We start from the raw sequence: 24,507 nt of genomic DNA, 5'->3' as shown, positions 1-24,507 counted from the left end.
CTGACTGTCGGCGTGCCATGCGAGGTGCCACCTGTAGAAGCAGGAGATGCGTTCCATGCCAACTGCTCGTCAGCAACGCCCAGGCGCACGTCGTTTGGCTCCGCCCGTGTGGACGGTCGCGGCCCTGGGGCTCGCCGTGCTCGGGGCCACCGCCGTGGTTCGGGCGGCGCCGGCCGCGGCGTCAGTGGGGTCGGAGACGACCACGCCGTTCGCCACCCGCAGCGAGGGCTACTACTGCTTCAGGATCCCTTCCCTGGTGACCACGCGCTCCGGTGCCCTCCTCGCGTTCGCGGAGGGCCGGGTCAGCACCTGCAGCGACATCGGGCACAACGACATCGTGATGAAGAAGTCGACGGACGGCGGGAAGACTTGGGGGCCGCTTACCGTGGTCGCCGGTGCGAACGACGCCGACGCGAACGGGAACCCCTCGCCGGTCGTCGACGCCGTCACCGGCCGGGTCTCCCTGCTGTACGCCACCAGCACGTGGAGCGAGAACCCCGACGGCACCCTCAACCGCGGCGCCCGCAGCCTGCGCGTGGCGCACAGTCTTGACGAGGGGGCCGCATGGCAGAGCGGGGCCTCGCTGGGTCACCTGAAGCCCGCGGACTGGGTTTGGGTATCCACGGGGCCGGGGCACGGCGTCCAGCTCAGCCGCGGTGCGCACCACGGCCGGCTCGTCGTGACGGGTGACCACACGACCAAGGACGGCAAGGCCGGCGGTCAGCTCTACTACAGCGACGACGGTGGGCTGACCTGGGCCCTCGGTGCGCGCTCCGACGTCGAGAACAGCGCCGCCTACCCGGGTGAGCTGACGGTCGCGGAGACCACCGACGGCGGCCTGTACGTGAACGCGCGGAGCTCGGTCAGGTGCAACACCAACGAGCACCGGCTGGCGGCGACCAGCGCGGACGGCGGCGCAACCTTCGCCGCGCCGTTCACGCCCGTGGCCAACCTCGACACCGCCCCGGCCTTCGGCTCGCTGCTGCGCGCGAGCGCCAAGGACATGGGAGGTGCCCGGGACCGGCTGCTCATCTCCGCCCCGGCCCGTCTGGGTCCGAACACCCTGGAGGACCGACGGGAGTTGGCCGTGCGCTCGTCGTTCGACGAGGGAAAGACCTGGCAGACCGTCGGTACGGTGGTCACCCCGGGCCGGGCCGGCTACTCGGACCTGACGCTGTCGCCCACCGGAACCATCGGCGTGCTGTACGAGAACGCGAACAACATCCCGCACGGCAACGTCAGCTTCACCTCCTTCACCGAGGGCCAGATGGACGCGGCCCAGCAGGAGCTGCGGCTGCCCCGCACCGCGGACACCGGCCCCAACGGCTACGGCAACCACGCCGTCATCCACGGTGGGGCCCAGCTCACCGACCGCGGCGCCGGCAAGGCCATGGCCTTCGACGGCCAGGACGACTACCTGCGGGTCGTCAACTGCTCCCCGTCGCTGCGCCTGGGACAGGGCGACTTCACGGTCTCGGCCTGGTTCAAGCACTCGGCCACGTCGGGCGGGTTGCCCATCGTCTGGGGCTACGGCATGGGTGACAAGGTCCGGCAGTTCTGGCTGAAGGCCGAGCCCGGCAAGAACCAGCTGCGTGCCGCCATCAGCACCGGCGACGCGTACGCCGAGGTGAAGACCACGTCGTCCTACAACGACGGCAACTGGCACCACGCGGTGTTCAAGCGGCAGAACGGCCGGCTCATACTGTCCGTCGACGGGGGCCAGGAGTTCACCGCGGCCGCTCCGGCCGGGGACATCACGCCGTCCGACGAGTTCACCATCCACGTCGGTGCCCGGCCGGACTTCCCCAACCAGCCGGCCGGGGTCACCGAGCTCTTCAAGGGCGACCTGGATGACGTCCGGATCTTCGGCCGGGGGCTGACGGCCGAGGAGGCCACCAGCGTCCGCAACGGCGCGCTCAGCGTCGCCAACGACCAGGAGCGCCTGCGGCTCGGGTTCGCCACCATCTGGTAGAGCCGCCCGCCCCTCAACTCCGTGTGCGGTCCGGTATGGCGGGCGTGCGGGCGCAGAGGTGGTTCGGCGGAGGCTCGCTCCAGACGGCCCGGCGTATGTGCGCGGCCACGCTCACGGGCTCGTTCCGGAAGAGCTGGTAGAGACTCCTCAGCGAGATGTTGTGCCGGTCGGCCACGGTCTGCGGGGTCAGTTCCGGGTCGCCGAGGTTCCCGTCGATGAAGATGCCTGCCGGGCCGCACTCACCCAGATGGAGGCCGAACGGCTCGCCCGTGCAAGCATCTTCGACTGCCTCATCCCCGGCTGACGGACCGCATCATCGACCACCTCGGGCCTATGCTCGCGCTCCAGCCCCGCCAGCGGCTCGCAAAAGGCACAGTGCTCATCGTGGACGGCAGCCTCGCTCCGACCCGGGACCACGCGGTGGCAGAGCAGTCCAAGAACTACCGGGGGTGGCCGGGGTCGCTGACCGCCGGCTGACCGCTATGGCCCGGTGGGTGGCTTCAGCCCCTTTCCAGGCCGGAGCCGCCGCCCGTGCTGCCTGTACCGCTTGTGCCAGGGGTACTGCGTGTGCTGTCGGAGATGGTTGAGATGATCTCCGTGCTACTGGAGGAAACGCCCGCAGGTCCGTCGGGGAGCACGCCCGGGTGGGCCGTGTCATCGGCAGGACTGTAGCCCTCTCGGATCTGCTCCTGATCCCCGACCCGACCGGGGGAAAGCCAGCTCGACACCTCGGAGTTCACATCGTTGGAGGCGGTTTCCCGTCCTGCCTCGTTCTCACCCTGACTCATCGCGTACCTCCGCTATCCGAGTTTGCGAGAATTTCAAAGAAGTCGATGTCTGCGCACTTCACGTATATCCCCATGGATCGAGCGACCTCGGAGCTGAAGCCGCCATCGCTCTTCATTCGATAGGACCGCTCCAGGAAAAGCTCTGGAGGGTGAGGAAAGGAAGTGGCGTAGGATTTCGCTCCATACCACCCTCCAATCCAGGAACCGTCTTTCAGGCGGACACGTACGAAAGACGGTGGGCAGTCACGGAACGCGTGGTCCCAAGCAGTCGGCGTGCTGCGATAGCTGCCCCGGAGTCTGCGGCGTTCCAGCTCAGATAACCCCCACGCGGCTCCAGCGGGAACGGCGAAGACCAGTCCCAAGATGAGGGCTGCAGCCGACCGGGGGTGCTGACGCAGGCCATCCCACCCCTGCCCGACATCGAACAATGCGATCAATTGCGGGCCGATCGCCAAAACGTAAAGCGCGTCCAGCACAACGGATGCGATCAATGCTCGCAGCACCCGTTGGGCGATGTCCTGCTCGCCTGGTGTCGACCCGCGCCGACGCTCCCGAAGGAGTTGGTACGTCACCCCGGGAGCGACGAACAAGACAATCAATGCCAGTTGAACGAGGGTGGCCGGAGCCCCTCCCATGATCCCCCCTCCCTCCAACTTCCCTTGCAGTCCAGCCTACTTGAGCTCAGTTCGGCTGGCGCGGGGCATCCACCACCTCGTACGGCCCGGCTCCTCACGCCTCCGGCCCGCGCCGGAGGCGGGGCAGTTCAGCCGCCCGACATCACAAGATCAGCGACAGAGCCCGCGAACGTGCGCCACTCGCCATGCAGGAGCACAGCCGGTCCGTGGCCCGATGTCCTGGTTCCAAGGTCGCTGTAGAGATGGGTCCATCGGCCGATGCCGGCTCCAACCATCGAGGTGATCATGAGGGTTGTCCGTTCGAGCCGAGGAGGAGCCATGCGGGTGGAGCACGTGAACTGGGTGGAGGTACCTGCCGGGTTGCTGCGTCGGGGTACGCCGGTCGACGAGGTGGCGGCAGTGGCCCGCCGGTATGCGGACACCGGGGTGCCGGTGGAGTGGTACATGAAGGAAGCACCGCGCGCGGAGATCCACGTCCCGGCGTTCCGGATCGCCCGCACCCCGGTCACGGTCGGCCAGTGGGCCCTCTTCGCGGCGGCCACCGGCCGCCCGGCCCCACGGGGGCCGGCGGACCACCCGGTCATCGGGGTCGCCTGGGAGGCGGCGACGGCCTACTGCCGGTGGCTCGGGGAACGGCTCGGCCTCGGTGTACGGCTGCCCACGGAGGACGAGTGGGAGCGTGCCGCGCGGGGCGACGACGGCCGGGAGTTTCCATGGGGTGAGGAGTACCGCACCGGCCGGGCCAATCTGGTGGACCTCGGTATCGGCACCACGACGCCAGTCGGTTCGTTCCCCAAGGGCGCCAGCCCTTTCGGGGTACTGGACATGGCGGGTAACGCCGACGAGTGGACCTCTACCCTCTACGCTCCCTACCCGGGCGCGCCCGCCGAGGTGCCGAGCACCGAGGACTGGGCCTTCGACCGGCACATCACCCGCGGCGGTTCGTTCCGCCACGACCGGGACCTGGCCCGGTGCGCCCGCCGGCACGGCGCCTATGAGCCGGATCTCGAAGCGATCGGCGTGAGCTTCCGTCTGGCAGCACCGGCCGCTTAGACAACTCCCGCCGCCCCAACCACACCGCCCAGACCCGGGCCCTGCACGCCCACCTGCGCTGGCGCAACAAGAACGCCCGCCACCCCGACGTCCTCGCAGCACAACGAAGCGGACGAGCCCGCATCCGCAGCGAGATGGGCATCCGCTGAGGCGGACGACCCCTCGTGCACCCGCCCGACGGGACGCCTCGGTTGAAGCATCAGGCCGAGTGCAGGGGTGGGACGTTCCTCGCGAGCGCGGCGGCTTGCAGCAGGATGCTCGGCTCGGCACCGGGGTCCTCGACCATGACGACGCCGGCCGCCTGGATGTCGAAGCCTGTCGGCCAGATGGTGACGTCGCTTGCCAGTGCGCCCTCCAGCTTCGCCCGTGTCAGGTCGGCACCGGTGAGGTCGGTTCCTCGGAGGTCAGCGAGTCTCAGATCCGCGCCGGTGAACTTGGTGCCATGGCCCCGCGCCTTGCGTAGATTCGCCTCCCGAAGGTCGGCCCCGGAGAAGTCGGCCTCGCGGAGGTCGGCCCTGACCATGCGAGCGCCGCGCAGGTCGGCTTCGATGCAGCGGCTCTGGTGGAGGATCGACGTCCCGAGCTCCACGTGCCGCATGTTGGCCGCGATCAGCGATGCCTTGGTCAGGTTGACCTGGTAGATGCTCGCCGCTTCCAGGCAGGCGCCGTCGAAATTGATGTGGTGCAGCCACAGTCCGTCGCAGTCGGCCCGACGCAGGTCGGTGTAGCTGACGTTGAGCCAGTCGGGCCGGCGTTCCTGGCACAGGACTCCCAGGCCGGTGAGCGCCACCTGGGCATCCGGGGCACGGGTCTCCAGCGGAGGCACGGAGTTGATCGAGGCTTCCGCCGTCGGCGAGTCTTGCGCTTGCGGAGGCCATGGCAGGTGAGTCCGGAGGAACGCGGCCTTGATCGAGATGACCGCCTCCCTGTCGCGAGCCGAATGGTCCGCGATCCGCCACAGCGCGTAGAGACCGCCGATCCGCACGTCCGTCTTCTCGCTGCCGAGCTGGTCGACCGCCCGGCTGAAGCGGTCCGTGATATGTCCCTCCCGGGTGGCGTGCAGCCCCTCCTGGTTGACCCTCAACTGCCGCCAGGTGGCGTACGCGCCGAAGAGGACGACAGCGCCACCGACCACCTGCACGAGCGTCGTGCGTACGTTGTTCACAGCTGCGAGCCGTTCAGCGGCCGAGATCCTGGCCCCGCCGAGATCGCGCTCGACCACCAGCCCCGGCAGCACCACGACCACTACGGCCAGCGCGACGAGCACGGCCAGCACCGCCGCCACCGCGAAGAATGCGGAACTGACCCGACGCCGCCGAGAGGCGCCCGGTATGCGCCGCGTATGAGTAGATCCCCCCGTATCCATGCGCACATGATCGCAGGGCGGTCCGGAAGCCGGAGCACCTATCCGGTCAGAGCACCAGGAACGATCCGCAGGTCAAGGTGGCTGCCGCGCGGCAGCGGCCACCCCGCGAGCTCGGCGCCGCGAGCCAGCACACGGGGCGGGCCGCGCACCGCACTGCGGGCGCGGCCCTCGGCGGGGGATCGGGTTTCCGAGCCGGGGCCGCGCGCGCAACCGGCCCTCGTCGCGCAGGTCTTCCTTGCGACGCCGCTTCATCTCCTCGTGCCCGCTGCTCGCCTTCACATGGCAGCGATCGCTACCTTTGGTGCTCGTGGTGCATGGTCAGGCACAGTGCCCAGACGTCGGTGTAAGTGTTCGGCGAGGGTGATCCTCCGGCGTGGATGTTGGCCGTCCAGGACGCGGCCGTGGTGGATCCGTCACTGACCGGACTGCCGTCGGCGTCGCTGGGGAAGCTGCCGTTGAGGTGGGTGCCGCCCGAGCCCGCCTTGGTGTAGCCGTTCGTCGTCACGTTGCCTCCGCTGGTGGCGGCGCCCCCGCTGATCAGGATGCTCCTGTCGCCCCTATCTCCGTTGCGGCCGCGCCCGCCCCGGTCTTGTCCGTTGTCGTCGGCGCAGCCGACGGTCGCCGTCTGGCCGGTGCCGCCCTCGGTCGGGCCGGCCACCTCGCGGAAGTGGACCTTCGTCGTCATGCCGCTGGTGTTGACGCGGTCACCGGTGCAGATCGCGTAGGCGTACGCCGTGTTGTCGTTGTTGCCGTGTCCGCCGCCGATCCCCCCGACTGCGGTCCAGGAGTTGGGGTTGGTCTCTCCGTCGGCAGCGGCCTTCCGGCCGAAGTCGTGTGCGGCGTCGTTGAAGGTGGGGAAGCCGGCGACCGGCTTGAGGCTGCCGACGCTGGCGGGAGTGTTTCGCACGCCGCCGCCGAGCAGCAGCGTGCCGGGAGGACAGGTCGCCACGACGACCTCCGCCGACTGCGGGGCGGAGGGCCCGGCCTTCCGGTTCATGACGACCTGGGTGTGCCTGATCCGTGGGGTGGAGAGGCAGACCGCGTACGAAGTGGTGGAGAAGGCGGGACTGGCGTTGCCCCCGCTGCCGCCGAACGCAAGCCAGTGCCTGACGTCGGTACCGACGACCCCGGGCGACTCGGTGTACTCGGTGAGGCCGTCGGGGCTGGGAGCCATGCCCAGCACGTGGTTGCCGTTGCGCGTGCTTTCGGTGCCGATGGTCTGGTTGACCCCGCCGCCGGAGACGAGACCGCCGGCGCAGTCCGAGTGGGACGAGACACCGGTGAAGGTGGTCGCGGGGCCCATGGTGGCTTCGGGGACCTTCACGGTGACGCTCGCGACGTCGGCGTAGGCGATTTCCGGGACCGCCAGGGCGATCAGGGCGCCCGGGACCAGCACCTTCGCCAGGACGGAACGGTGCAGGGACTTCTTGTTCATCGAATTCTGTCTTTCTGGTGTCAACGCACGGCGGACGTGGCATGAGAGCGGGCGTCGTTCGGATGCGGCGTTGTGCGGGTGGAACGGGTGGAACGGGTGGTCCACGGGCGGGCTGCGGTCGGCGTCGCGCCCGCTCGTGAACCGGTGGCGCCGGTGACTCAGACGCCGTCGTCGGCGCAGAGCGCCCAGACGTCGGTGTAGGTGTTGGGCGAGGACGCTCCACCGGTGTGGGTGAAGGCCGTCCAGGACGCCGCCGTAGTGGTCCCGTCACTCACGGGGTTGCCGCCGGAGTCGCTGGGGTAGCTGCCGTTGAGGTGGTCACCGCCCGAGCCCGGTCCGGTGAAGTTGGTGGTGGTCACGTTGCCCCCGCTGATGGCGGCGCCACCGCTGACCAGCTTCCCGTCCCCACCACCGCAGGTGACCGTCGCCTTCAGGCCCGTGCTGCCGGCGGTCGGGCCGCTCACCTCGCTGTAGCGGACCTTCACGGTGACGCCGCTGACGTTGATGCCGTTCCCACTGCAGATCGCGTAGGCGAAGGTCTGGTTGGAGGCGTTGTTGTTGTCCCACCCGACGGCGGTCCAGGAGTCGGGGTTGGTCTCTCCGTTGGCCGCGGCCTTCTGACCGAAGCCGTGTGCGCTGTCATTGAAGGTGGGGAAGCTCGCGATCGGCTTGAGGGAGCCGGTATTGCCCGGGGTGGTCCGGGCGCCGCCGCCGAGCAGACGGGTGTTGGCCGGGCAGGTCGCGGTGACGCGGCCGACCGTCGACCCGGTGGTGGGGGTGTTGGCCTTGTTCATGACGACCTGGGTGTGGTTGATCAGGTTGCTGGTGAAGCACATCGCGTAAGGCGTGGTGGAGAAGGAGGCGTTGACCTGGCCACCGGTGCCGCCGATGCCGAGCCAGTGCGTGAGGTCGGTGCCGACGACACCGGTGGTGCCGGTGTATTCGGTGGTGCCGTCGGGGCTGGGCGAGGTGCCGTTGACGTGGTTGCCGTTCACTGCCCCGCCGGTGCCGAGGGCCTGGTTGATCCCACCGCCGGAGATCAGGCCGCTCGAACAGTCCGCGTGGGTCGAGATCTCAGAATTGGCGCTCGCGGGGCCGCTGGTGGCACCGGGGGTCTTCACGGTGACGCTCACGGTGTTGGCGTAGGCGGTTCCTGGCACTGCCACTGTCAGCAAGGCGCCCAGGATCAGGGCCTTGCCTGGGATGGTGGAGCGCCGCGGGAACATCCTTGTCATGGGCTTCTCTCTCTGCTTGAACGTGTCTTCGACGTGGCGGGACGTGGCAGGGGTCCGACCGCTCGGGGATCGACGCCGGGGCGCGGTGACGGTCCGGGGTCTTCGTCGACGTGGTGGTCGGAAGCGGAGCTCGGCGCCGGGGCTTGCCGCAGAAGGTGCGGGTTCGGCTGGGTGTGGACGACGGGTACTGCGCAGACGCCTCGCGCTGACCGATGGCTAACCGACGTACGGGACCGGGTACTTGCTGATCGTCTTGCTCATCCCTTGCCGACGCAGCGTTGACCTGGTTGCGATGCGGCCCTGGCCCTGTCCCTCGGTAGGGAGAGCCCTCGTGAGCCACGCTCCACACACTGCACAGGGATCCGACCTGCACTCCATGTAATCCGCAGATGCGGACTCTAGCGGCTGTCTGAGCTAGCGTCTACAGCATCATTCAAGGATTCAGACAGCAAGTGCGGCTTTAGAGGCTGAGGGGAAGTGGGCGCTGTCGCCCTGTCCCTTCTGCCGTCGGCATCCTGCCGGGCGGGGCCGGGGCCGCCCTGGCCCATCACATGGCGTGGCCGGCCGGCTGGCCGGGGACCCTACCCGAGCGGCGGCCTAACGATCCGGCGGCACTGCGAGCCGGGCGGGTCTTGACGCTTAAGATCCCGGAGTGGAAATCGAACTGTCTGACGTCCTGGACGAACTGATCGAGATGCAGGAAGCGACCGACGAAGCGCACGCCGAGTTGACGCGCCTTCAGGAGGAACTCGGCGACGCGGCTCAGTGGACCGACGAGCAGCACGTGACCTGGCGGGACGCCTGGGAAGACGCTCGCGAGCCCTGGTGGTTGCTGGATACGGCCCTGGACCACTACGCGGAGGCGATCGGTCTGGACCGCGACGAGCTGGAGGCCACGGTGCAGAAGGCGGCAGGCCACGTCCCGCTGCGAGAGGAAGACTGACAGGCCCGCCGGGGGTCAAGGGAGCCTGACCCGTCTGCCCCGTAGGCAGCCGCTGCGAGGTAATCGAACGATGAGTCATCGGTCCCCCGCCGTCACCAGCAGCGCACCATGCCCTCCCCCACTCCCCCCGTCGGCCGGCCGCCCCCTCTTCCAGGGTCAGCCTGACCGCTCCGCCCAGGCACGGCCTGCGGTCGGCCTCGGCCCCGCGAGGGGCTCGGTATGGGGGGGTACCGGTAGCGTCACCGGACACCACATCCAAGGAGCACACCTACTCGTGGACCCGGGCATCATCGGACAGGCGGCCGGGCTGTTCGCCGTGACCAACATCGACGACATCCTGATCCTGGCGCGCTGTTCTTCGCCCAGGGAGCCGGGCACCGCGGCTCCACCCGCCGCATCATGCTCGGCCAGTACCTGGGGTTCGCCGCGATCCTGGCCGTAGCGGTGGCCGCCGCGTTCGGCGCCACCTTCCTGCCCGAGGCCGCCATCCCCTATCTCGGTCTGCTCCCGCTCGCGCTGGGCCTCAAGGCGGCCTGGCAGGCGTGGAAGGACCACCGCGACGGCGGGGACGACGAGGTGGCGCACCAGCGAAGGAGGGCGGGCCGGGCCCGCTGGAGGTCGCAGCGGTCACCTTCGCCAACGGCGGCGACAACATCGGCGTCTACGTGCCCGTCTTCGCCACCGCCGGCATCGGCGGGATGAGCGTGTACGTCGCGGTGTTCCTCGTCCTGGTGGCCGTGTGGTGCTTCGCGGGCCGGTACTTCGCCACCCGCCCCGTCATCGCCAAAGCCCTCGCCCGCTGGGGCCACATCCTGCTGCCCCTGGTCCTGATCGTCATCGGCCTGCTCATCCTCATCGAGGGCGGCGCCTTCGGCCTGTGAGTCGGCCGGCACCCACCGTTCGAATCCTTGGCGACATCCCGATGCCGAGGTGCCGAAGGACTACAAGCAGCCCGTCGACCCGCGCCCCGCACTGGGCGGGAATGCTTCAGATGGTTGATAGCCCTCTCGACGGTGTTGCGCTTCTTGTCGCGGTCCCCGTCGAACCCGGGCGGCCGTCCGCCGCGTGAGCCTTTGAGCAGACGGGCGGCCCGGCTATCGGTCCTCTCCGGGATCGTGTGGCGGATACCCCGCCGTCTCAGGTACTCGCGAACAGGGCCGTTGCTGTATGCCTTGTCGCCCGCCAGACTGTCGGGCTTCACGCGTGGCCTTCCCGCGCCGGGTCTCGGAACGCGGATTTCCTCCCGCACGGCGACCTGCGCCATCAGGTGATCGAAGGCCGGGCCGATCTGCCCCGTGTCGGTTCGGTCATCGAGCTGGACGCCATCCCCTGGTACGCCGTCGCTGACGCTGACGTGACGGCACGATCGCTGCTCACGTTGCTCCGTACCTGCGCAGCCTGATCCTGGACGACAACCATCCGGTGACCGCGAAGAGTTGCGCTCACGACCCGCTCTGCCGGCACCGGCAGAGACCTCCGCACTGGTCGGATGGCTCCGCACGCACCGAACCCGCAGCGTCGCCGACGGAACCCGAACGCCCGCGGCCGGGCTCGGTCCATCCGCACACCGGCAAGCCCTCCCCCAAGGCCGGATACGCACCAGGGCTGGCCCGGCTGATCCTGGTGCGCCTCGACGACTCAGCTACTTATTCCTTGACAAGAATATTCGCTGCAAGGAATACTGGCGTCCATGGATGCACTCCTCACCGCACTGGCCGACCCGGCCCGCTGGCGGCTCGTGAGACTGCTGGCCGAGCGGCCCCGCCCGGTCGGCGTCCTCTCCCAGCTCGCCGAGGCACGCCAACCGCAGACGACCAAGCATCTGCAGACCCTTGAGCGCGCCGGCATCGTCACCTCCCAGCGCACGGGCCAGCGACGGATCTATGCGCTTCGGCCTGCCCCTCTGCGAGAGCTGGCAGCGGCGCTCAACCAGCTCGCCGACACTGCCGACCAGGTCGATGGCCCCCGAGCGACCTACGACCGCTATGGACTCAGTCTCCGCGCGGAGCGGCTCGCCGCCGAGGAATCGGGGTGGGCCGACGGCCGCTCGTTCAGGTTCCACCGGTCGCTGACGGGGCGCCCCGAGCTGGTCTGGCAGCAGCTGACCGAGGCGTCCCTGCTCGCCCGATGGTGGACACCGGATGACCTGCGCGTCTCCGAGCTCGTCTTCGAGGCGCGACCTGGTGGGCGGATCGTCCAGGAGTACCGCGACGCCGAGGACACCGACGGCTCTGACCTCGTCGCCGGTCGGGCGGAGGGGGTCGTCGAGGACGTACGCCCCGGTGAGCGCCTGACCTACCGGCTCTCTCCGGTGCTGCCCGACGGGGGCATCGCCTTCACCGCCCACGTCGACCTCGGCCTGACGCCCACCGACACCGGCACGGACCTCGACGCCCACTGGCAGATCACCGACAGCACCGTCGACTCCGCGGACTTCATCGCCGGCATCGAGATCGGCTTCGGCCAGAGCCTCGACCGACTCGTGGCGACCCTCGCCGCGAACCCGCACGACACCGACAGTGCCGACACAAGGAGCGAGAAATGACCAACTCGACCGGCCGCAGGGTGACCGCGAACCTGGCCCTCAGTCTCGACGGGCGTTACAACGGTCCCGGTGGAGCCAACGACTTCGGCGCGTTCGCCCCGTACGTGACCACCGAGGTCGCGCGCGACCACCTCACCCGCATCTGGGAAGGCGCGACGACCGCGCTGCTCGGCAGGGTCAACGCTGAGGGATTCCTGGGGTACTGGCCGTCGGTCGCCGCGGACGAGAACGCCGATCCACGTGATCGTGGATATGCGAAGTGGCTGGTCGACACGGAAAAGGTGGTCTTCTCGACCACCTTGGCCGAGGCGCCGTGGGAAAACGCGCGCGTGGTGAACGCCCCCGCTGCGGACGTCGTCGCCGACCTCAAGACCACCGGTGAGGGCGACATCCTCGTCAACAGCAGCGCCAGCGTGATCAAGGCGCTTCTCTCGGAGGACCTGCTGGACCGGCTGTATCTCATGGTCGTCCCCGAGATCGTCGGGGGCGGGCAGCGGCTGTTCGACGACGGCCTGCCGAGCTCGAAATGGAAGCTCACCCATCAGGAGACCGGCGATCTGGGTGAGATCGCCATGGTCTACGACCGAGTGCGCTGATCCGGCCGATCAGCGTACTCAGCAGGCGGGGGTGGGCGGCCTGGCAGGTGCCCACCGATCGCCTCGTTCATCCATCCGGAGGCGGTGAAGTCTTGGAAATCCTTCATCGTCTCTCTGTACTCGATCGGTCGGCGGCATCCGCCGGAGGGCGGGGCTGGGTTGGGTACGGCGAAGGGGTGACCCCAGGTCGAGGCGCTTGTCCATGTCCAGGCGGATGGTGCCCTACGGGTCAAGGGCAAGTCCGGAGGCGCGGGCCCGCGTAGGGCCGGTGGCTCGAACGTCGGACCGATGCCGGCACTGCGGGAACCGGGCGGCGTGGAGGGATGGGCTTCCGACGCTCCGCGGCCACCCTGAGATTCGTCCCGATGAGCGGAGTGCCGTGAGGTCACAGGCTGTGGGCGATGGGGTGCAGCGGTTCGTACAGCGGGAGTTCGGCGCCGCTGGGGAGCCGGATCGCAGTCAGTTTGCCCCAGCGCTGTTCGCTGATCGGGCGGGTGATCTCGACGCCCTGCGCGCGGAGCTCAGCGAGCTGTGCATCCAGGTCGTCGCACATCAGGAAGAACTCATGCTGGGGCGGGCCGTCGGTCGGGTGCACGGCCACCTCGGCCGGGGGCAGCTTGAAGATGAGCCAGCCGCCACCCGCGTCGACGCCGGGAAAGTCGAGGACGTCACGGAGGAAGGCGCGGTCCGCCTCCGCGTCCTGGCTGTAGAGGATGACATGTGCACCGCTGATCATGGCCGGCTCCTGTCCCGTCGACGTACTGGCGGTTATGTCCCGGCATCCTGGCACGCTCAGGCCTTCATGGCGACGTGATGCCCTGGCGGAACGTCCCCGCAATCTCCGCTCCTCAGCGCATGCTGCCAGCTGCGACGTGGTGCAACTGGGCGATCAAGGAGCCTGGTAGAAGGGGATGGGTATGTCGTGCGCCTTCAAAGCTGCCGTGTAGCGAGCCAGCAGCTCGTCAAGGTTGGAGAGGAGGATGGCCGCAGCCTCGCGGGCTTCAGCAACGTCGCCCTGGTCGCATGCTTCTACGATTTCGGCGATGTCGGCGCGGATGATCGACAGAGAGTCTCCCTGGATCAGCACGCCCGGGAAATTACGCGGGGGGAGACGGACGACCGCGTCGTTCCCCGGGTCCGTGAACAGCTCAGCCTCGATACGTTCCATCCGGCCATCCAACCTCAGACCTGCCCTTTGCTCCAGGCATAGCCATCACGGAAGAACGGTCAGAACCTGATACTTGGCCCACCTGGACAACTTCGTGCTCAAATCGGGGTAGGCAGGGTGTTCCCCGGGAGAGCCAAGAACGTGGCCTCGCTGACTGTGGCGTCCCCGACCCTCGTCGTGCCCAAGGCCAGGTTGAGCCCCTCCAGGCCGGCCGCTCCGATAGGGCTGAAACGCAGGCGCAGGTCGTGCTTCTCGGCATGCTGGATCACGGCCGCGTCGAGGGCGGAGGGAGTCACACCGACCAGCGGGATGCCGTCGTAGAGGACCTGCGGTCGGTGCGGCCGTACGCGGTCACGCAGCGCGGACGGTCGTGGTCCGGTGTCACTGGCCAGGCCCCCGGGTTCCTCCCCAGCTCACGGACGTCGCCCCAGTGCATGACGGGCGCTACCGGCGGCCGCGACCTGCCCGCCGCCGTAGAGCGGTCCGCCCAGGGCGGCCTTCAGCTCGTCGGAGTAGCCGGGCCCCGACCCGCGGTCTCCGCGACTGCCGCCCGAAGGGCGACGGCGTCCACCACCGCCCTCTCGGCCGATCGCCCGGACCGAAACCGGCTCTCGGCGGGTCGCACAGACGCACATCGTGACCTGCGGAGATGCCGCTCGTTCGGACGTGTCGCGCCATTCTTACCAGCTGGCCGTAAGGGGGTATTGTCGTCCGGTCACGGACGACAATCGGATCGTCTGTTCAACCCAGGGGAACCAACATGACTGATCTGAACTCGCTGCGGGCAAGCCTTGCGTCAGGTGAGCACGAGTTCGCCGACACCTTGGCCTTCGTAGCCGCGCATTACGAGTATCAGCCGCAGGCGTTCCGCAACGGGGAACTGGAAAATGCCGCAGGTGAGAACGAGGGTTCCTGCAAGACGCTGGGACTGGCCCTGCTGGAAGGGCTGAGCGACCAAGAGGCGCTGTTGGCATTCGGTGAGCACTATCGCAGTGTGCTGGCGACGCCGAACGGCACTGATCACGGCAACATTCGCAACCTCATGGCCCATGGCCTGGACGGGGTGAGCTTCGCCGGGCAACCGTTGGCCCGCAAGAGCTGATGTCCTAACAGAAGCCCGCGCGCGTCCGGGCAGCAAGCACCACATCAACGTCGTCGACGGCCGAGGCATCCCACTCGCTGTCTCGCTCACCGGCGGGAACCGCAATGACGTCACTCAGCTCATACCCCTGCTGAATAAGATCTCGTCGGTTGCGGGCCTGGTGGGACGGCCTCGGAAGCGGCCCGACACCCTGCTCGGCGACCGCGGCTACGACCATGACAAGTACCGCCGTCTGGTCTGGGCGATGGGCGTCAAACCGGTGATCGCCCGCCGCGGCGTCCCGCACGGATCCAGCCTCGGAATCCACCGATGGGTTGTCGAGCGGACCATCGCCTGGTTTCACGGCTACCGCCGACTCCGCATCCGATGGCAACGACGCGCCGATAACCACGAAGCCTTCCTCGTTCTCAGCCAGTAGCAGGGCCTCGCCGATCTCCGGGAAGGCTCCGAGGTTCCGGCTGGCGCCGCGAAGTACACGGCCGGCCCAGACGACCGGAGCGGCCTGACTCTCGAACTGGGAACGTCCCCAGGCATAGAAACGCTGGGCGTCCGTCAGATCAGCCATGACTGCTCCTTCGCGGGGAGGTAATGCCGCTGCGGGCTTCCACGGAGAGTAAGCGTCCGACGAGGCGGCGGTGGAGGCTGGGGTGTCGCTCCGTCAGACAGCCGCGGCGGTGGACGCCCGGCGGCGGCCGTACAGCGGCTTCGCAGAGTCGAGTGTCCCCGACGCGGTACCCCGCCCGCGCCTGCACTCCACCGCCGTCGGCGCCGCAGGCGTGCCGGGCACCGAGGGGGCGCGGTGACGCCGAATGCAGCCGTCCGGCGCACTCCTTCGGGGGAATCCGGCGGGCATGGGCGGATGCCCGGGGCTCTGGCTGCCGAAGCAGAGATGCGGACCCCGTCCGGGGCCCCTGCGCGGTTTGGCTGCGCTTGCCGTCTGTACAAGGAGATTTCACATGTCGCGTGTCCTGAAGAGTGCCGGGCTGGCCCTCGCCGTCGGCTTCGCGCTCCTCGGTGGTGCCTCGGTCGCGACCGCCGACGCCAATGCCTCGGGTATTGCGGCTGGCTCCCCCGGTGTCCTGTCCGGGAACGTGATCCAGGTTCCCATCCACATCCCGATCAACGTCTGCGGCAACTCCATCAACATCATCGGGGCGATCAACCCGGCCGCCGGCAACACCTGCGTCAACGTCTGACACGTCTCGCCCCCGGGTGGCGCCGTGTTGGGGTGAGGCGCCACCCGGTCGGGGACGAGTGCGGGTTCTGCAGCGGGCGCGGAGCGGGGGTCGGACGTCTGGTCGCCGCGGAACTGCCGAGCTCGCCGGCCACATGACGTCGTACGTCAGCGGCGCCCGGTGCCTTCGCCGACGAGGGGGCGGCCGTGCCGGCCGACCCCGCCGCGGCGCTGACGTGGGGATGTTCGAACGGCTGCTCAGCGCTGTGGTGGTGCACGCATACCGGGAGGTAGCGTGCCTCTCGGGCATCGTCGGCGCCGCGGTGGAGCCCGTACGAACCGAAGAGTCCCGGGAGAACGCCCGGGCGGGCCGGCCCGAACTGTGCCAGCACGTGGCGCCGGCCTACGTCGCGGGGGCGCGCGTGGGCGAGCTCCACGCACGGCCGCGGGCCGGCGCCCCCCTCCTGTTCCCGCTGTCCGTGCCGAGCGGGCCGACCGGTGCGGTGGAGTCCCGGACCGGCAGGCCGTGTGCGGCATCTTGTTCGCGTTGCATCCGGGATCCAGTGGGAGCACCTGCCCTAGGAGCCGGGCTTCGTGGCGGGCCCAGTCAGGTCGACCGCGCACGTCCGGCCAGCAAGCACCACCTCATCGTCGACGGCCAGGGCATCCCGCTCGCCGTCTCGCTGACCGGCGGCAACCGCAACGACGTCATCCAGCTGCTACCACTGCTCCAGAAGAACCCGTCGGTCGCGGGGTCTGGTCGGACCGACCACGGAAGAGGCCCGACAGCCTGCTCGGCGACCGCGGCTACGACCACGACAGATGCCGACGCCTCGTCTGGGCACGGGCGTCAAACCGGTGATCGCCCGCCGCGGCGTCCCGCACGGACCCGGACTCGGAGTCCAACGCCGGGTCGTCGAGCGGACCATCACCTGGCTCCGCACCTCCAAGGAGTGGGGGACGCCGGGCGGAACGGAGACGGGGCCGCCGGCCGGGCCGGCAGGCGAGGCCGAGAAGGCACCGCCTGCCGGTGCGGCGCACTGCTTTGGTGGAGCGGGCAGCGTTGGCAGCGGGGTTGGGGGCAGAACGCAGGCAACACCGTCCCTGAAGATGTCGCCGTTCAGAACCGGGTCCCCAGGCAGCCGCTCCGCGGCCCCACCAGGTCGGAGCGGGGGCAACCAGCCTCCCACGCCGGGTCTGCACCAGCACGCCGCCCGGCCGGAGGACGGTGTGTCAGGAGATGCTCTTGGACGCGCTGGAGACGACACACTCCTTGTACTCGCTTCCGTCGCCCTTGCCGGTGTACGGCGTCGTGGCCTCGGCTTGCTGGGATCCACCGGCCTTGACCGTCAGGTTGGTGACCCTGGCCGTGGCGGCGAGGGCGCTCGACCCGGGCGCGCCTTCGAACTTCATGGTGATGTTGTAGGTGTAGCTCGACGAGCTGCTGTTGGTGACGGTCAGCCGGGCAACGAGGTTCTTGCCCGATTCGTCCAGGCGGCACTTGTCGATCTTGATGTCACGCTCGGCCTTGTTGGCGCTGCTCGAACCGCCCGTAACGGAGGAGTTGCCGGACGAGCCGCTGTTGCTGCTGCTGTCGCTGCCGCCGGTGGTACCGCTGCCCGAGCTGCCCGAGCTGCCGGAGTGCGAGGAGCTGGAGCCGTGGCTGCCGCCACAGCTGCCTCCGTGGGAGCCGCGAGCTCCCGTGAGTGCGACGACGGCGACACCGAAGACGGCTATTGCGCGGACATGACGAAGCTTCACATTCAATCCCGTTGTAAAGAGTGACGAGCAGGTAGGCGCCTTGGCAGGCGCACGTCACTTTAATATCGTCTTTATGTCGCCTGGTTGCGCCCATCCGGGCGGGCCCCGCCGGATCGTGACACGATCACGACATACTGATCACATGCGGGGCACGGGCCGCTTGCCTCTCGACCGCGACCTGCACTGGTGCTGGTCACCACCTCCGCAACTCCCTCGGTGCGCAGGCGGATGCCAGGGCCTCGCTCGTGTCGGCGATGACCCGTAACGCCTGCTCGCTCCGCACCCGGCCAGAGCGGTACACGTCGCGCCGTACGACCGTCTCCCCGCCTCGAACCTCTCCACCAGGTCCTCCTCCACGACGGCCCGGCCGGAACATCGAGCAGGACGGTCGCCACCTCAGCGAGCCGCCGCCGGGCCGGGCAAGCCTCCGAGCGGCGAGGCTTGCCCAGGCTTCCCCTGGGATCGCCCAGCCTCCTGCTTCAGGCTTGCCCGGCCGCGATGATCCACGAGGCCGACTGCAGTTCTGCGGCGAGGCCCGGGCCTCAGTTGACGGCTACCGGCCGGTGGTGGACGGGCTTGTGGGGCTTGCCAGGCTTGTGGGGCTTACCGGGCTTACCGGGCTTGTGAGGCTTGCTGGGCTTGTGAGGCTTGTGGTCCTCGCAGTGCTTGCCGCGCTTGATGGTCGTGGGGTCCGTGGCGGTGTGCGTCGCGCTGTCACCGCCCCCGGTGACGGTCACCGTATCGATCCCCTGCCCCGTCTTGCGCGAGCAAGGCACGTTGACGGTAAGAGTGATCGCCGGGTATCTGGCTCCGGCGGCCAGCACGTCGCTGCGCGTGCAGGTCAGCGTGGCCACGGAGCAGGTCCATCCGGTGCCCGACATGCTCACGGCGGTCAGCCCCTGGGGGAGGACGTCATGGACGGTGACCGTGCTGCCGTCCGTGGGGCCGGGCCCGGCGTTGCCTACCGTGATCGTGTACGTGCCCTTGCTCCCCCTGGCGAAGTCGCCCTTGTGCGTCTTCTTGATGGTCAGGGAGGGCCTCGCGGGGCACAGGGCGGCCGGGTTGCTCGTCGCGGCCTGGTTGTCCGTCCAGGTGTTCGCCGTCCCGGCCGTGCCGGTGCCCGTGGTGAGGTCTTCGCAGTCGTACTGGACGCTGTTCTGCAGCACGTTGCGGGTGACCACGTTGCCGCCGTTGCCGCCGTTGTCCTCGATGAGGACGCCGTCGCGCCCGCTGCCGGTCACGCTGTTGTCCGAGACGGTGGAATCCGTCAGCGAATTCGGACCGGCGGAAATACCGTCGCGCTTCGCGTTCTGGATGGTGTTGTGGTCGATCAGGACCTGATCGCTCCCCACGTTCGAGAAGGTTCGTGAGCGAACTCCGTCGTTGCTCCCCTGGATGTTGTTCCGCAGGACCTGGAGCCCGTGGTTGTCGTCTCCGATGAAGATGGCGGCTCCGGTGTTCCCCACGGCCTGGTTGTCGGCGACTACGCTGTTGTTCGAGCGGAAGATGTTCAGGAGCGCGGCGTCCTGGTGCGAGACGTTGTGGTTGATGTCGACCCGCACGATGTTCTGGTACTTGTCGAGGGTGATCGCGCCGTTCTTGTTCTGGAAGAACGCGTTGTTGTCGATCAGCGCGTTGTCCAGGCCCTGGTCGGAGTAGATGCCGTTTCCGGCCGCCGGCTGCTCCTGGAATCCCGTGTTGTTCAGGCGAATGCAGTTGCGCGTGACCTGGGACTGTGTCGTCCCACTCGTGTTGTAGTACATCCCCGCCGGGTTGCCCTGGATCACGTTGTTGGTGACCAGGTAGCCGGAGTGACCGACGACTGTGTTGATGCCGTAGCCGCCGAGGGGGGAGCCCGGGTTGTTCTGGACCGTGAAGCCCTGAAACCTGATGCCGTCCTCGCGGAGGTTCACGATCCCCTCGCCGGTGGGAGTCGTGGCCTCGATGATGGAATCGACCGTCGGGTCGGGTGCCACGAACCGGTCGCAGTCCGCGGGGAGGGTGGTCTCGCCCTCCAGCGTGAGATTCGCCTTGTTGGCCTCGACGATCTCGTTGTAGATGCCGGGGCAGACATGGATGGTGTCACCGGCTGCCGCCGCTGCGACGGCGGCCCCGATCGTCGTGAAGGTGGCGTTCGGGCAGTGCGCCGTGACTCCGGTGGCGGAGACGACGAGCGTGGACGCGGCATAGCTGGGTGCGGCCGGGAATGCCGTGGCCGCCACCGCCACCACCGGCAAAAGGGCGTAGAGCTTTCGCATTTCCTCACCTGTTGATCATCGGGGCAGAACGGCGCGGGTTCGGTTTCGCCGCCCGGACCGCACTGTGTGATCACGAAAGCCCTCGGGGCAAGCTGCCCCGCTGGGATGGGAGGAGGATCTACCAATACGGTGGTAGATCCTCCTCGGCCCGCCACACCCGGAAGCGCGATTAAAGCGATGAGACGAGCGACTCGGCCCATCGTGCCGACCCTGGCCTCGGGCGGACCGACGGGCCCGTCTTCGGCGCAGGCGGCTCCCCGTTCACAGCCAGCCGCAGCGCTGCGCCTGGAGGGCCATCTGGAAGCGGTTCTCGGCGCCCAAGCGGGCCATCAGGATCTGGAGCCGGCGGAAGAACGTGCGACGGCTGACGCCCAGTTCACGGGCGATGACCTCGTCGCTCGCGCCTCCGGCGAGGAGGCGGAGCAGGCGGCGGTCGGCCGGCGGCAAGCCGGCCGGGCGGGTGGTGCGGCCGTGCAGGGGCAGGGCCGCCTGCCAGGTCTGCTCGAACAGGGCGATCAGTGCGGAGAGCAGACCGCACGGCTGTACCACCAGCATCGTGTTGTGCACGTCCGCCTCTCTGATGGACAGGGACACCAGCGCGTACGCCTCGTCGATGATCACCAGCTTGACCGGCACCGACGGCGCCACCTTGGCCTGCTCGCCCGCCTCGATGCACGGTTCGATGGCCGTCTCCAGCTGCCCGGGCACCTCCAGCGACGCCTTCGAGTAGACGACCCGCTGCGTCACGCCGCGAGCGAGTGTCGCCAGTGCGTCGTCGGTGGCGCCGGTCAGCGGGAAGTACGGCGGCGAGTCCAGCTGCCGGATCTGCTCGCGGGCGCTGGCCCACGCCTGGCGCATCCGCGGGCCGATGGCGTCACCGGTCACCACCTCGACCAGGTTGTCGTTGTACGCCGCGAGCCGCTGGCGTCGGAACGTCTCGAACGCGCCGCCCACCGTGATGCGCGACTCTTCCAGCTCCGCCGCCCGGTGCCGCGCGAGGATCTCCAGGCCCGCAGCGGGCGGCACCGGCGCCACCACGTCGGCTCCCTCCCCGGCGGCGCTGGCCAGCCCGGCATCGACCAACTCGCCGTACGCCGCGGCGAGCCCGGCGCTGTCCAGTCCGGCTGCCGCCCCGATCGCGCCGAGCGGAGCGGGGGCCAGTTCCAGGAGTGCCAGGTACACGCGGCCCGCCACCGGATCGATCCCCAGGAGCCGCAGGGCCTCGCCCAGTTTCGTGTTCGCCATGCACCGCATTATCGACGCCCGCGGGGCAGGAGTGGCCGATCGGTGCCACTGACACCGCCGACCCCCTCCGTCGCGCCGTCCCGCAGTACCGTCCGGGAGCCGCCGAGGCCTCGCGCGGCAGTCGAACCCATCCGGAAGAAGGTGCACGACGTGGCGAAGGGTCGGAAGAACGGCCTCTACTCGGGGGTCTCCGCAGAACTGTCCGCTCTGATGAAGACGGGCTGGGCGGACACCGAACGGCGCGACCTCCCGCTCGACGAGCAGGCTCCCTACGCGGCCCGCCGCCGCGCCGCACTCTCCGCGCGCTTCCCCGGCGAGCGGCTGGTGATCCCGTCCGGCAACCTCAAGGCCCGCTCGAACGACGACACCTACCCGTTCCGCCCGTACTCCGGCTACGTCCACATGACCGGGGACCAAGCCCGCGACGGCGCGCTCGTCCTCGAACCCCGCCCGGACGGCGGCCACGACGCGTACTGCTACCAGCTGCCGCGGGACGGCCGGGACACGGACGAGTTCTGGCTCGGCTACACCGCCGAGCTGTGGATGGGCCGGCGTTCCTCCCTCGCCGAGTCCGAGCGCCTGCTCGGACTGTCCTGCCGCGACGTCCGCACCGCGGCGAGCGACCTGGCCTCCGCCCCTGACGTGCCCACCCGCATCGTCCGCGGCGTCGACCCGGCGCTGGAGGCCGCCGTCACCACCGACGCGGAGCGCGACGCCGTACTCGAGGAGGTTCTGAGCGGGCTCCGCCTCGTCAAGGACGCGTGGGAGATCGGCGAGATGCGCAAGGCGGTGGACTCCACCGTGCGCGGATTCACCGACTGCGTGGGCGAGCTCTCGCGGGCGGTCGCGTCCTCCGAGCGGTGGATCGAGGGCACCTTCTTCCGCCGCGCACGGCTGGAGGGCAACTCCGTCGGCTACGGCTCGATCTGCGCCGCGGGCGACCACGCCACGATCATGCACTGGACCGACAACGACGGGCCGGTGTGCCCCGGCGACCTGCTCCTGCTCGACGCCGGCGTGGAGACGCACACCCTCTACACCGCCGACGTCACCCGCACCCTGCCGATCAGCGGCACGTTCACGTCCGTGCAGCGCGAGGTGTACGACGCGGTGTACGAGGCCCAGGAGGCGGGCATGGCCGCCGTGAAGCCGGGGGCCGCGTACCGCGATTTCCACCTGGCGGCGCAGCGGTACCTGGCGGCGAAGCTGGTCGAGTGGGGCTTCATCGAGGGTCCGTCGGACCGCGCGTACGAACTCGGTCTGCAGCGCCGCTTCACCATGGCCGGCACCGGCCACATGCTCGGCCTGGACGTCCACGACTGCGCCCAGGCCCGCAACGAGGAGTACGTCGACGGCGTGCTGGAGCCGGGCATGGTGCTCACGGTGGAGCCCGGCCTCTACTTCCAGCCGGACGATCTCACGGTGCCCGAGGAATGGCGCGGCATCGGAGTCCGGATCGAGGACGACCTGCTGGTGACGGCCGACGGCCACGAGAACCTGTCGGCGGGTCTGCCGCGCTCGTCGGACGAGGTCGAGGCGTGGATGGCCCGCATCGCGGGCTGAGGTCCTCGGGCCTGTTGCAAGGAGAAAACAGTCCACGCCCCTTGCCCGGGCAGTCGAACTCGTCGACGATGCTCCACGACCCCGGTCGCCTCGGCATGCCACCTGCCCGGCCGGGCATCGGACAACAGGAGAGACAGTGACGAAGAACAGCAGTCCCCCCGGCAAGCGCTCCGCAGCGGCCGCAGCACTCGTACCGCTCCTCGTGCTCGCCGGGCTGCTGCTGGGCCCCGCAGCAACCACCGCGGCAGCCACACCGGCCGCACGGCAGGCTCCCGCCGCGGCGGCGCTCCCGCACGACGCCCTCGCGGTCGGTGCCGGCCCGGCAACCGGCCTGCGCGCGCCGATGTCGTCCCAGAACCGGGCGACCACCGGCCCCAAGAAGGGCAAGAAGAGCAAGAAGAAGGGCGGGTTCTTCGGGAAGCTCGTGATCATCGCGATCGTCGTGATCGTGCTGCTCGTGGTCCTGTACGGGGTCCGCCGTGCGCTGCGCCGCAGGTCCGCCTAGGTTCTTGCGGGCTGTCGTCAGGTCTGGCGCCGGGCGGGATGATCCTGTTGGGCCACTCACCGCACCCGGGCGAGGAAGAGGTCGCTGGACAGGGTCATCTCGATGCCGCCGCCGTGGGCCTCCAGGACCTGCGCAGTGTCGGCGAGGACCTGCTCGCGCCGGTCGGAGGGCAGGACGCGATAGAGGGAGAGCGAGGCCATAACCCTGCGCGCCCCGCAGCGGGTCGGGGCGCGCCGCTCTGTCCGTGACCTGATCCACCGGCTGCTGAGGTCCTCCCCGTCAGACCTGGCGGGCGCCGCCGTCCACGAAGAGTTCGATCCCGGTGATGTAGCTGCTTTCCCGTGAGGCGAGGAACAGTGCGGCGGCAGCGACTTCCTCGGGGCGGCCGGGGCGGCCGAGGGGAACGCGGCCCGTCGCCTCCTCGACGACCTCGGCGGGGGCCTGCGCCAGGGACGCGGTGGCGATCGGGCCGGGGCTGAGCGTGTTGACGCGGATTCCGCGGCCGGCCAGTTCCAGGGCCATGCTGCGGGCCATCGATCGGACGGCGGCCTTCGTCGCGGCGTACACGCCGAAGCGCCTGGACCCGGCAGAGCCGGCGGCCGAGCCGAGCAGGATGATCGAGCCGCCGTCCTTGAACAGGGGCAGTGCGTGCTGGACGGTGAAGAAGGTCGCCTTGAAGTTGAGGTTCGATGTCAGGTCGAACTGGTCCTGCGTGAGATCGGCGAGTCCGGTGGGCTGACCGCCTCCGGCGTTGGCCACCAGGATGTCCAGGGGGCTGCCCGCCGCCTCCACCGCCGTGTACAGGCGGGCGAGGTCGGACTCCCTGGTCACGTCCCCCGGGACGGCGATCACCGAGCTGCCCAATGCGTCGGCGGCCGCGGCGAGTTCCGCCTCCCGTCGGCCGGTGAGGAAGACCCGGGCGCCCTCCTGGACGAAGCGGGCGGCTATCGCCAGGCCGATGCCGGACGAACCGCCGGTGACCACCGCGACCTTGCCGTCGAGCTGTCCCATACGTCCTCCGCGCTGTGGGGCCCCTGAGGAAGCAGGCGGGGGTGCGCTGAGGGTCGAGCAGCGGCCGGACAAAGTCAAGGAATCCGTCGCGACGGCCCGGAAGGGACGCGGCCCCCGCGAGCCGGTGGGCTTGCGGGGGCCGCGGCCGCGCC

General features: G+C 69.4%; 24 protein-coding genes and 4 pseudogenes. 17 read left to right on the top strand and 11 right to left on the bottom strand.

Annotated features, from left to right (window positions below; translation table 11 throughout):
- Positions 1-94 precede the first annotated feature (94 nt).
- Both ACFWBN_RS09200 and ACFWBN_RS09195 read left to right on the top strand, forming a co-directional pair.
- Positions 95-1,972: an exo-alpha-sialidase gene (locus tag ACFWBN_RS09200; RefSeq protein WP_385172951.1), complete on the top strand. Its 1,878-nt coding sequence runs from the start codon at positions 95-97 to the stop codon at positions 1,970-1,972.
- 309 nt (positions 1,973-2,281) lie between these two features.
- Positions 2,282-2,419, top strand: a pseudogene (locus ACFWBN_RS09195) (IS5/IS1182 family transposase); the annotation flags it as partial.
- Between the two features lie 337 nt (positions 2,420-2,756).
- Here ACFWBN_RS09195 and ACFWBN_RS09190 read toward each other — a convergent pair.
- Positions 2,757-3,395: a DUF6338 family protein gene (locus tag ACFWBN_RS09190; protein WP_385172948.1), complete on the bottom strand. Its 639-nt coding sequence runs from the start codon at positions 3,393-3,395 to the stop codon at positions 2,757-2,759.
- A 318-nt stretch (positions 3,396-3,713) separates the two neighbouring features.
- On the opposite strand from ACFWBN_RS09190, the gene ACFWBN_RS09185 reads away from it, so the two are divergent.
- Both ACFWBN_RS09185 and ACFWBN_RS09180 read left to right on the top strand, forming a co-directional pair.
- Positions 3,714-4,448: a formylglycine-generating enzyme family protein gene (locus ACFWBN_RS09185; protein WP_385172946.1), complete on the top strand. Its 735-nt coding sequence runs from the start codon at positions 3,714-3,716 to the stop codon at positions 4,446-4,448.
- A pseudogene (locus tag ACFWBN_RS09180) lies at positions 4,445-4,597 on the top strand (IS630 family transposase); the annotation flags it as partial. The gene ACFWBN_RS09185 and the pseudogene ACFWBN_RS09180, both read left to right, overlap by 4 nt.
- A gap of 50 nt (positions 4,598-4,647) precedes the next feature.
- Here the strand turns inward: ACFWBN_RS09180 and ACFWBN_RS09175 are convergent.
- The 3 genes from ACFWBN_RS09175 to ACFWBN_RS09165 all read right to left on the bottom strand — a co-directional run bounded on the left by ACFWBN_RS09175 (position 4,648) and on the right by ACFWBN_RS09165 (position 8,484).
- Entirely contained in the window at positions 4,648-5,733 is a 1,086-nt protein-coding gene (locus tag ACFWBN_RS09175; RefSeq protein ID WP_385172943.1) for a pentapeptide repeat-containing protein, read from the bottom strand.
- Between the two features lie 373 nt (positions 5,734-6,106).
- On the bottom strand, positions 6,107-7,249 hold the full coding sequence (locus ACFWBN_RS09170) for a hypothetical protein (RefSeq protein WP_385172940.1): 1,143 nt from the start codon (positions 7,247-7,249) through the stop codon (positions 6,107-6,109).
- A 158-nt stretch (positions 7,250-7,407) separates the two neighbouring features.
- Positions 7,408-8,484 carry a hypothetical protein gene (locus tag ACFWBN_RS09165; RefSeq protein ID WP_385172937.1) on the bottom strand — a complete coding sequence of 359 codons (1,077 nt, stop codon included), beginning with the start codon at positions 8,482-8,484 and terminating at the stop codon, positions 7,408-7,410.
- Between the two features lie 652 nt (positions 8,485-9,136).
- On the opposite strand from ACFWBN_RS09165, the gene ACFWBN_RS09160 reads away from it, so the two are divergent.
- From ACFWBN_RS09160 to ACFWBN_RS09135, 6 genes are all read left to right on the top strand, one after another.
- Positions 9,137-9,427 carry a hypothetical protein gene (locus tag ACFWBN_RS09160; protein WP_385172935.1) on the top strand — a complete coding sequence of 97 codons (291 nt, stop codon included), beginning with the start codon at positions 9,137-9,139 and terminating at the stop codon, positions 9,425-9,427.
- Positions 9,428-9,701: 274 nt separating this feature from the next.
- Positions 9,702-9,869 carry a hypothetical protein gene (locus tag ACFWBN_RS09155; protein WP_385173108.1) on the top strand — a complete coding sequence of 56 codons (168 nt, stop codon included), beginning with the start codon at positions 9,702-9,704 and terminating at the stop codon, positions 9,867-9,869.
- Positions 9,827-10,129, top strand: a complete 303-nt coding sequence (locus ACFWBN_RS09150; RefSeq protein WP_385172932.1) for a hypothetical protein — start codon at positions 9,827-9,829, stop codon at positions 10,127-10,129. Before ACFWBN_RS09155 ends, ACFWBN_RS09150 begins: the two co-directional genes overlap by 43 nt.
- Positions 10,093-10,308 (top strand): cadmium resistance transporter, encoded by a 216-nt coding sequence (locus tag ACFWBN_RS09145; protein ID WP_385172929.1) that lies wholly within the window; start codon positions 10,093-10,095, stop codon positions 10,306-10,308. Before ACFWBN_RS09150 ends, ACFWBN_RS09145 begins: the two co-directional genes overlap by 37 nt.
- Positions 10,309-11,117: 809 nt before the next feature.
- The gene (locus tag ACFWBN_RS09140; protein ID WP_385172927.1) at positions 11,118-11,972 is read left to right on the top strand and encodes a metalloregulator ArsR/SmtB family transcription factor; all 855 of its coding nucleotides are present in this window, start codon (positions 11,118-11,120) and stop codon (positions 11,970-11,972) included.
- On the top strand, positions 11,969-12,568 hold the full coding sequence (locus tag ACFWBN_RS09135; protein WP_385172924.1) for a dihydrofolate reductase family protein: 600 nt from the start codon (positions 11,969-11,971) through the stop codon (positions 12,566-12,568). Before ACFWBN_RS09140 ends, ACFWBN_RS09135 begins: the two co-directional genes overlap by 4 nt.
- A gap of 385 nt (positions 12,569-12,953) precedes the next feature.
- Here ACFWBN_RS09135 and ACFWBN_RS09130 read toward each other — a convergent pair whose 3' ends face one another.
- Together ACFWBN_RS09130 and ACFWBN_RS09125 are read right to left on the bottom strand one after the other, a co-directional pair.
- Entirely contained in the window at positions 12,954-13,304 is a 351-nt protein-coding gene (locus ACFWBN_RS09130; RefSeq protein WP_385172921.1) for a VOC family protein, read from the bottom strand.
- A 153-nt stretch (positions 13,305-13,457) separates the two neighbouring features.
- Positions 13,458-13,736, bottom strand: a complete 279-nt coding sequence (locus ACFWBN_RS09125) for a DUF6959 family protein (protein ID WP_385172919.1) — start codon at positions 13,734-13,736, stop codon at positions 13,458-13,460.
- Between the two features lie 760 nt (positions 13,737-14,496).
- Here ACFWBN_RS09125 and ACFWBN_RS09120 point away from each other — a divergent pair.
- The 5 genes and pseudogenes from ACFWBN_RS09120 to ACFWBN_RS09100 all read left to right on the top strand — a co-directional run.
- On the top strand, positions 14,497-14,838 hold the full coding sequence (locus tag ACFWBN_RS09120) for a HopJ type III effector protein (RefSeq protein WP_385172916.1): 342 nt from the start codon (positions 14,497-14,499) through the stop codon (positions 14,836-14,838).
- A gap of 16 nt (positions 14,839-14,854) precedes the next feature.
- A pseudogene (locus ACFWBN_RS09115) lies at positions 14,855-15,256 on the top strand (IS5 family transposase); the annotation flags it as partial.
- A gap of 229 nt (positions 15,257-15,485) precedes the next feature.
- Positions 15,486-15,641, top strand: a complete 156-nt coding sequence (locus ACFWBN_RS09110; protein WP_385172913.1) for a hypothetical protein — start codon at positions 15,486-15,488, stop codon at positions 15,639-15,641.
- 153 nt (positions 15,642-15,794) lie between these two features.
- Positions 15,795-16,034: a chaplin gene (locus ACFWBN_RS09105; RefSeq protein WP_385172910.1), complete on the top strand. Its 240-nt coding sequence runs from the start codon at positions 15,795-15,797 to the stop codon at positions 16,032-16,034.
- Between the two features lie 520 nt (positions 16,035-16,554).
- Positions 16,555-16,951, top strand: a pseudogene (locus ACFWBN_RS09100) (transposase); the annotation flags it as partial.
- Positions 16,952-17,245: 294 nt separating this feature from the next.
- Here the strand turns inward: ACFWBN_RS09100 and ACFWBN_RS09095 are convergent.
- From ACFWBN_RS09095 to ACFWBN_RS09085, 3 genes are all read right to left on the bottom strand, one after another.
- Positions 17,246-17,773, bottom strand: coding sequence for a hypothetical protein (locus ACFWBN_RS09095; protein ID WP_385172907.1), 528 nt, complete (start codon positions 17,771-17,773; stop codon positions 17,246-17,248).
- A gap of 542 nt (positions 17,774-18,315) precedes the next feature.
- Positions 18,316-20,031: a right-handed parallel beta-helix repeat-containing protein gene (locus ACFWBN_RS09090; RefSeq protein ID WP_385172904.1), complete on the bottom strand. Its 1,716-nt coding sequence runs from the start codon at positions 20,029-20,031 to the stop codon at positions 18,316-18,318.
- 261 nt (positions 20,032-20,292) lie between these two features.
- Positions 20,293-21,276: a LuxR family transcriptional regulator gene (locus ACFWBN_RS09085; RefSeq protein WP_385172901.1), complete on the bottom strand. Its 984-nt coding sequence runs from the start codon at positions 21,274-21,276 to the stop codon at positions 20,293-20,295.
- A 150-nt stretch (positions 21,277-21,426) separates the two neighbouring features.
- On the opposite strand from ACFWBN_RS09085, the gene ACFWBN_RS09080 reads away from it, so the two are divergent.
- Positions 21,427-22,839 carry an aminopeptidase P family protein gene (locus ACFWBN_RS09080; protein ID WP_385172898.1) on the top strand — a complete coding sequence of 471 codons (1,413 nt, stop codon included), beginning with the start codon at positions 21,427-21,429 and terminating at the stop codon, positions 22,837-22,839.
- Between the two features lie 136 nt (positions 22,840-22,975).
- On the top strand, positions 22,976-23,344 hold the full coding sequence (locus ACFWBN_RS09075; protein WP_385172895.1) for a hypothetical protein: 369 nt from the start codon (positions 22,976-22,978) through the stop codon (positions 23,342-23,344).
- Positions 23,345-23,400: 56 nt separating this feature from the next.
- On the opposite strand, the gene ACFWBN_RS09070 is transcribed toward ACFWBN_RS09075, so the two are convergent.
- Together ACFWBN_RS09070 and ACFWBN_RS09065 are read right to left on the bottom strand one after the other, a co-directional pair.
- The gene (locus ACFWBN_RS09070) at positions 23,401-23,544 is read right to left on the bottom strand and encodes a hypothetical protein (protein ID WP_385172892.1); all 144 of its coding nucleotides are present in this window, start codon (positions 23,542-23,544) and stop codon (positions 23,401-23,403) included.
- Positions 23,545-23,623: 79 nt separating this feature from the next.
- Positions 23,624-24,355: an SDR family NAD(P)-dependent oxidoreductase gene (locus ACFWBN_RS09065; RefSeq protein ID WP_385172889.1), complete on the bottom strand. Its 732-nt coding sequence runs from the start codon at positions 24,353-24,355 to the stop codon at positions 23,624-23,626.
- Positions 24,356-24,507: the final 152 nt, after the last annotated feature.

Source organism: Streptomyces sp. NPDC059989 (assembly GCF_042736975.1).
Taxonomy (GTDB): Bacteria; Actinomycetota; Actinomycetes; order Streptomycetales; family Streptomycetaceae; genus Streptomyces.
The sequence above is the reverse complement of the archived record's forward strand: the minus strand, read 5'-3'. Positions and strand labels throughout refer to the sequence as shown.